Origin of the sequence: Komagataeibacter swingsii (assembly GCF_003207895.1) — a bacterium.
GTDB lineage: Bacteria > Pseudomonadota > Alphaproteobacteria > Acetobacterales > Acetobacteraceae > Komagataeibacter > Komagataeibacter swingsii.
Map to the genome: position 1 here is coordinate 1 of NZ_NKUB01000057.1, position 6,368 is coordinate 6,368.

Below are 6,368 nucleotides of genomic sequence, written 5' to 3' on the forward strand. Positions count from 1 at the left end.
CCCGCAACCAGTTCGCCATAATGTTCGGCGAGCGCTTCGCCGCTTGAGTATCTGAAAACCCATGGGCCAGGCCAGATACACAGACTTCAGGACACTCCCGAATTTTTTACCTCATCCCTGTGCGTACATGCTATGATGACACATAAGGAGGAGACCATGAGCCAGCATCTTTCAGATAACGCATCATCTCCACAGAAAATCGGTGTTCGGGAGTTCCGGGGAAACCTGACGGCGTATCTGCGTCAGGTCAGACAGGGTAGCACGATCCTCGTGACGTCTCACGACCAGGTTGTCGCTGAACTGCGGCCGCCAGCTTCTTCCTATCGTCCCCGTCGTCAACCAGGCGCATTGCGCGGGCGGATCAGAATGAGCGAAGATTTTGATCAGACACCGGCAGATATTCTTGAAAGTATGGAACGCGGCCTGTGAAGGTTTTGCTCGATACGCATGCGTTGCTGTGGTGGCTTTCGGACTCCAACCGGCTGGGTGAGAATGCACGGGAGATCATCGCAGATCCGGCCCACGATATTCTGGTGAGCATCGTGTCATTATGGGAGATTGCGATCAAAATCCGTATTGGAAAACTGGATGCGGATATGAACGACATTCTGGCAGCCATTCCTGAGGAAGGTTTCTCTCTGCTGCAAATACAACCCGAACACCTGCAGATCCTTATGTCTTTGCCTCTGCATCATCGTGATCCGTTTGACCACCTCCTGATGGCGCAGGCGCAAGTTGAACACGCCACATTCCTTTCGGAAGACGGACAAATGGATCATTACCCCATCAAGCGAATACGCTGTTCGTGAAGCAGAACTGCCGTCAGAATATGCCTTCATGTTGATCATCGGGATGCCCATTTTTCCTTTCCAATACCGGACATCGTGACAATCACGCAATTTAGCCTCGGGATGAGAGAACAGAAGTCTGGTATTGTGATCTAAACTTCATTATCTTACGAGACGTAAGATAGGAGAGCGCCATGGAAACGGTCACTCTGCGCAAGCAGGGCAATTCGGTCGGGCTCACGCTGCCGGCGGAGACCCGTATTCGACTGGGTCTGGAGATCGGGCAAGAACTCACATTGGTCGAGTTGGCTGACGGCATTAAGCTGGTGAAGCGCAACCTCAAGCTCGAACGCCAGATGGATCTTGCCCGTGAAGTGCTGCGCGAACAGGCTGACGCACTTCAGGAACTGGCGAAACGGTGAACAAACCGGAGTTTCTCGAGGTTGATGCTGTGCTGTTCCTGCATGATTGCGCCTTGCGCGAATATGGTGGCGCGCAGGGAATCAAAAGTGCGGACTTGCTGCATAGCGCGTTAGACCGACCGTTGAACCGCTATCACTACGCGGATCCAGTTCCTGTCGATCTGTTTGACATCGCCGCCGCCTATGCCTTCGGCATTGCGGGCAACCACCCGTTCAATGATGCCAACAAGCGGACTGGCTGGGCCTGCTGTGTGTTGTTTCTCAAAGCAAACGGCCAGAACGTCGCCATCACTGCGCCTGACGTGGTGGAGCGCATGGTCGCTCTGGTCGAAAGAAAAATCGATGAGACAGAATTCGCCCTTTGGCTGCGGAAGCATCAACTTCCATAAGAGTATTGCTGACACGGATATGTCCGCTTACGCCTCATCTCCGCCGTTCAACGAACTGTCAGATTTCCCTCAAGTTAGACGTTCCATTCCGGCTGTTCATGCAGGGAGAAATTATCTTTGAGCAAGGCGGGCATGATCTGTGAAGTGGATATGTCCGCTGGGACGTCGTATCTGCACTGTGCCTCTTCATGCGTGCCTTTGTTGTTCATACACGCGCAGATTCAGATCGGTGAGATCCAGGATGGGCGTAGGGATCTGAAGCGCGCATGCCCGCCTGACCAGGTCACCAATAATCTGTTGTGCTTCCACAGGAGCATCCTGCAGCAGATCCCGGAACATGGAGGACGTCAGGGTGGAGTCCGTTTTCGTCAGGAGACTGACAGTGCCCTTCAGCGTGGCATCCCGTAGGGGATAACCAGCCGCCGCCGCCGTTGACGCACATTCATGGATGACCGCCTGCGCAAAGGCCTGACCTGCTGGCTGGCTGGCGACATCCCCCACGGTTCCGCGCATCAGGCAGCAGATGCTGCCCAGGGAGGCGAGCAGGACCCATTTGTCCCACATGTCCTGCAGGATGTGGGTGGAACACACCGTTTCAAATCCGGAACCCGACAGGGCTTCCGCAATACTGCGTGTCACTGGCGTATCGCCGCCTACCCGATCTCCAATCGAAAGACGGGGCAGAGAACCCGTCTGGACAATGCGCCCCTGCGCATCAAGCATGCTGACGATAAAGCACGTGCCTCCCATGACCGCGGCAGGGCCAAAGCGGTCTGCCAGAATATCAAGATGCTGCATGCCGTTGAGAAGCGGGACAATCCGTGTCTGCGGTCCCACCGCAGGCGCGAAATCGTTCATTGCCGCCGTCATGGAATAGGCTTTTACGCTGAGCAGGATGATGTCGTAGGGACCCTCAATCCCACCGGCCATCACCATCCGGGGGGCGATGGTGGCGTCGCCCACGGAACTGATCAGGCACAGCCCCTCGGCACGGAGCTGCTGCAGGCGCCTTTCGCGCACCAGAAAGGTCACGTCATGCCCGGCGCTGGCCATGCGCGCGCCAAAATACCCACCCACGGCACCCGCGCCGACAACAAGAATTCTCGAGCCCATGACGCTGTTTCCTCTCTTTGACCCGCCTGATGTGCTGCGGTTGAAGACGAGTTGAAGCGCTCTGGAGGCAGGGGTCAAGACAGGCTCAGAATCTCGATCTTCCCGGGTGCCGGGCCTTGATGCTGGCCGCGTCGATATAGGTCTCGACGACCTGAAGGCTTTTGTGCCGCGAGAAGCGCTTCAGTTCCAGAAGATCATACCCGTCTTTCGCCCCCGTGGTGATGGCGCCGCGGCGCAGACTGTGCCCGCCAAAGTCCCCTTCGAGGTGGGTATCACCGCATCGCTTGCGGATGATGTCCGTGACCGCCCGATCCGACAGGGTATGCGGCCCGATCCTGGGCGGGGTTCCGACGGGAGTGGTGCCCGCCCTGTGGCCCCGCGCGGACCAGATGCGCCGGAAGACAGGACCTTCCGTGATCCCGGCCTGCCGGAGCCAGGTCTCGTACGCCAGAACCGGGCAGTTCCGGGTCAGGCCCCGCGGGATGCCGACCAGCGCGCCCTTGCGCTGGGGATCACCCTTGGACCGGCCCAGCCGGATCTGCATTCCATCCTCGTCCACCGTGATGTCTTCCACCTTTAGTGCGGCAAGTTCCGAGCGCCGGAATGCGCCGGCAAAACCGAGCAGAAGAATGGCCCGGTCCCGCGCACCGACCAGATCATGTGGACTGATGGCTTCGACGACCCGGACCAGCCTGTCCCAGGTGAGCGCGGTTTTCTGGCGGGGCAGGGTCTCCTTTGCCTCCCGCCGGATGCCGGCAAGCGTTGCGGTCACCATCGGGTGGGCGGTGGGTACGGCAATCTGCGCCAGGTGATGCAGGTAGCGCAGGGCGGCCCGATGCAGGTCGATGGTGCTGGTCCTGCGGCCCTGCAGCGCCATGTCGGCCAGATAGGCGGCAACATCCTCGCCGCGGGCCGGCAGGGCGAGCAGGGCATGGCCGGCAGCCCATCGGCACCAGGACCGCACGGCGGCGCGATAGGTGCGCAGCGTGTTCTCGGCCTTGCTGCGGTGCATATAGGCATCGGCGGCCTGACGGGCCGTAGCCAGGCGGCCATCATGTTCGGGTACGGGTTGTGCCGAGACGACGGAAAACCATTGCGCGACGGCAGCAGCCGGCTGGCCGACGGGCGCAGGAGGCGATGCGTCTGCCGTCTTGGGACAGGCTCCTACGGGCTGGATCGGCCGGAACCAGGCCAGGAAGCTGGGCATGCCATCATCGATTTCTAGTCCGACGGCCAGTTCGAACCCCGATGGGACATCCGTAACGTGGTCCTGAGCCATCTGCTGGGCTGCCGACGCATACGGCACGCCCTGGGCGAGGGGGGTATCCGGGGAATAGCTACCGTCCGGCAATTCGATGCCCGCCAGAAGCAGGGGCAGGGGCGGGGTGAAACGCGCGGTCGAGAGGATTTCGCGCCAGCGCGCCGGGTCCTGTGTCTCGGCCAGACGCTGTCGTGTCAAATGGTCAACGCGGGCGTGCAGCGCGGCCTGCGCGCGCCTGCTGGAGCCGAGGATGCGGATGTCGCTCAGCATGACCGGCTTTCCCGGTCCGAAGACCCCTGGGTGCAGAAAAGGTGACCGGGGTCGCCGCTGCCTCTTTTCCGCTGGCCCGGCCTAGGCTGGGCGATCGGTTCGGCAGGACAGAGCCGACCGCTACGCGGGCAGCAGGGGAGGGGCAGACAGGCAGGTAGGGTGGAAAGGCTCTGGAACAAGCGCATTTTGGGATTTTTGTCGAAATGCCTCATGAATGGGAACAGAAATCCTATTTTACCAACCACCTATTTGGCACCGTCCAGTTAATCGTGGCAGAAAATGCCATCCAGCGCGGTCGGGAGCTCTGTCAGATTATCCGCGTCCATAATGCAGCGACCTTGAAGGTTTTTTCGTGGTTGAACAGTAAACTACATGTTTGTCAGAGACGAAGGGAATACCGGGCATACCGGTTTTCTCCTGTCCGAATAAGAGCACCAAGCGCCACCAGATCAACCAGATCACGCGTCGCCGTGGCAGACGTCGCCCCTGTAATCGACCGATAATTCTGGGCACTCAGGCCACCTTGAAAACCATCAGGCCCTTCTGCCAGCATTCGAAGCATGGCCTTCTCCTGACGAATGTTCAGTTTTCCGCGTAAGCGATCCAGAAACCGCGTTTTCTCAATAAGAAACCGGATGTTCCGAAGCGTGCGGGATTGCGCCTCCAACACGACCTGAGAGAACCAGACCATCCAGTTCTCTATCTGGTTCGTCTTGCTGGCCCGATGCAGTTCGAGATAATACGCTTTCTTGTATGTATTAATGGTCGCGGCCAACGCCGTCAGCGTTGGGGCTGCGAGGGTTTGCGCCAATGCTTTTTCAGCAATAGCCCGTCCGATGCGACCATTTCCATCTTCAAAGGGATGAATGGTCTCAAACCACAGATGGGCAATCGCAGCCCGCTCAATCGCGGGCAAGGGGTCGATCCCGCCTGGGGCGGTCCTGTTAAACCAGCCGATAAACTGCGCCAGCTCCGAAGGGACGCTTCGAGATGGCGGGGCTTCGAAGTGGATGTGCGGCGCATGGATGGGGCCGGAGATAATCTGCATTGCCTTGGCATGCGTCCGATACCCGCCAATGACATCCAGATCTCGCCGACCATTCATGAGCATGGCATGCCACTCAAAGAGACTCTGGTCAGTCAAAGGGGCCGCATAATGCCGATAGAGGTCCGCCATCAATTCAGCGGCCCCGGCCTCAGTTGGCGTAGAACGTCGCCTGTCTGTGGCGAAGCCAAGGTGTCGCGCAATCGACGATTGCACACTGGCCCGATCAAGCACCTCGCCTTCAATAGCGGAGCTCTCGACCGTTTCTTGCGACATGAGTTGAACGACAAGATGCTGATTGGCGTCTTTGTCCAGATGCTGCATCGCACCGACGACCACGCCTGAACCTTTCAGGAACTCCGTTTCGGCGTCTCGCAGACAGCTTTTCTCGAAGTGAAAATGTGGCCAGTCCGGAAGCTGCCAATTCCAAAGCATGATTGATATCCCAAGGCTCTATCAATCATTCTATCGCATTTTTATGATTGATAGAAGTCTAATCAATCGATCCTTCGGCGTGACGGATTATGCTGCGTATGAACCCAGAGTGGCCCGCAGCATTCCATAATGAGAGGTGATGTTGTGGACGGCCCTCGCACGAAATGTGCGAGGATGAAATCGTCACCGTCTGCAACGCATGGAGCCAGCTATGGGAACGATTTCGACGATTGGCCTCGACCTGGCCAAGAATGTTTTACAGGTGCATGGGATCGATAGTCTTGGGAACATTCTCGTACGCCGTCGCTTACGGCGCGGTGAAGTTCTCCGGTTTTTTGAAACACGCCCGCCATGCCTGGTCGGTATGGAAGCGTGTGGCACGTCGCATTACCGGGCGCGCTCGATTGCGGCTTTCGGACATACGGTCAGGATGATGCCGCCGGTCTATGTGAAGCCCTACGTCAAGCGGGGTAAAACTGATGCCGCTGACGCCGGGGCGATCTGCGAGGCGGTGACCCGCCCGACGATGCGCTTCGTGCCAGTCAGGTCACCGGCTCAGCAGGCAGCGTTGCTTCAGCACAAGACGAGGGATTTGCTGGTGCGTCAAAGAACCATGCAGGTCAATGCCCTGCGGGGGCACCTTGC

At 58.6% G+C, this 6,368-nt stretch carries 8 protein-coding genes; 5 read left to right on the plus strand and 3 right to left on the minus strand.

Annotated elements, in window-relative coordinates; all coding sequences use genetic code 11:
- Positions 1-132 precede the first annotated feature (132 nt).
- The 4 genes from CFR76_RS16910 to CFR76_RS16925 all read left to right on the plus strand — a co-directional run bounded on the left by CFR76_RS16910 (position 133) and on the right by CFR76_RS16925 (position 1,599).
- Positions 133-429, plus strand: a complete 297-nt coding sequence (locus tag CFR76_RS16910; protein ID WP_081500018.1) for a type II toxin-antitoxin system Phd/YefM family antitoxin — start codon at positions 133-135, stop codon at positions 427-429.
- Positions 426-809, plus strand: a complete 384-nt coding sequence (locus CFR76_RS16915) for a type II toxin-antitoxin system VapC family toxin (RefSeq protein WP_025440218.1) — start codon at positions 426-428, stop codon at positions 807-809. The genes CFR76_RS16910 and CFR76_RS16915 overlap by 4 nt, the downstream gene beginning before the upstream one ends.
- A 173-nt stretch (positions 810-982) precedes the next feature.
- Positions 983-1,210: an AbrB/MazE/SpoVT family DNA-binding domain-containing protein gene (locus CFR76_RS16920; RefSeq protein ID WP_007396477.1), complete on the plus strand. Its 228-nt coding sequence runs from the start codon at positions 983-985 to the stop codon at positions 1,208-1,210.
- Positions 1,207-1,599 carry a type II toxin-antitoxin system death-on-curing family toxin gene (locus CFR76_RS16925; RefSeq protein ID WP_025440217.1) on the plus strand — a complete coding sequence of 131 codons (393 nt, stop codon included), beginning with the start codon at positions 1,207-1,209 and terminating at the stop codon, positions 1,597-1,599. Before CFR76_RS16920 ends, CFR76_RS16925 begins: the two co-directional genes overlap by 4 nt.
- Before the next feature lie 186 nt (positions 1,600-1,785).
- Here CFR76_RS16925 and CFR76_RS16930 read toward each other — a convergent pair whose 3' ends face one another.
- From CFR76_RS16930 to CFR76_RS16940, 3 genes are all read right to left on the minus strand, one after another.
- Positions 1,786-2,712 (minus strand): ketopantoate reductase family protein, encoded by a 927-nt coding sequence (locus tag CFR76_RS16930; RefSeq protein WP_007400729.1) that lies wholly within the window; start codon positions 2,710-2,712, stop codon positions 1,786-1,788.
- Between the two features lie 85 nt (positions 2,713-2,797).
- The gene (locus CFR76_RS16935) at positions 2,798-4,243 is read right to left on the minus strand and encodes a tyrosine-type recombinase/integrase (protein WP_025440216.1); all 1,446 of its coding nucleotides are present in this window, start codon (positions 4,241-4,243) and stop codon (positions 2,798-2,800) included.
- A 379-nt stretch (positions 4,244-4,622) separates the two neighbouring features.
- Positions 4,623-5,723 carry a Fic family protein gene (locus CFR76_RS16940; protein ID WP_025440215.1) on the minus strand — a complete coding sequence of 367 codons (1,101 nt, stop codon included), beginning with the start codon at positions 5,721-5,723 and terminating at the stop codon, positions 4,623-4,625.
- 211 nt (positions 5,724-5,934) lie between these two features.
- On the opposite strand from CFR76_RS16940, the gene CFR76_RS16945 reads away from it, so the two are divergent.
- The coding region (locus tag CFR76_RS16945; RefSeq protein WP_110557929.1) for an IS110 family RNA-guided transposase at positions 5,935-6,368 on the plus strand (434 nt) is incomplete at its 3' end.

Bases quoted from the DNA above. Each gene is read 5' to 3' on its own strand.
- CFR76_RS16910 (WP_081500018.1), top strand. From the start codon at position 133: ATGATGACACATAAGGAGGAGACCATGAGCCAGCATCTTTCAGATAAC.
- CFR76_RS16920 (WP_007396477.1), top strand. From the start codon at position 983: ATGGAAACGGTCACTCTGCGCAAGCAGGGCAATTCGGTCGGGCTCACG.
- CFR76_RS16930 (WP_007400729.1), bottom strand. From the start codon at position 2,712: ATGGGCTCGAGAATTCTTGTTGTCGGCGCGGGTGCCGTGGGTGGGTAT.
- CFR76_RS16935 (WP_025440216.1), bottom strand. From the start codon at position 4,243: ATGCTGAGCGACATCCGCATCCTCGGCTCCAGCAGGCGCGCGCAGGCC.
- CFR76_RS16940 (WP_025440215.1), bottom strand. From the start codon at position 5,723: ATGCTTTGGAATTGGCAGCTTCCGGACTGGCCACATTTTCACTTCGAG.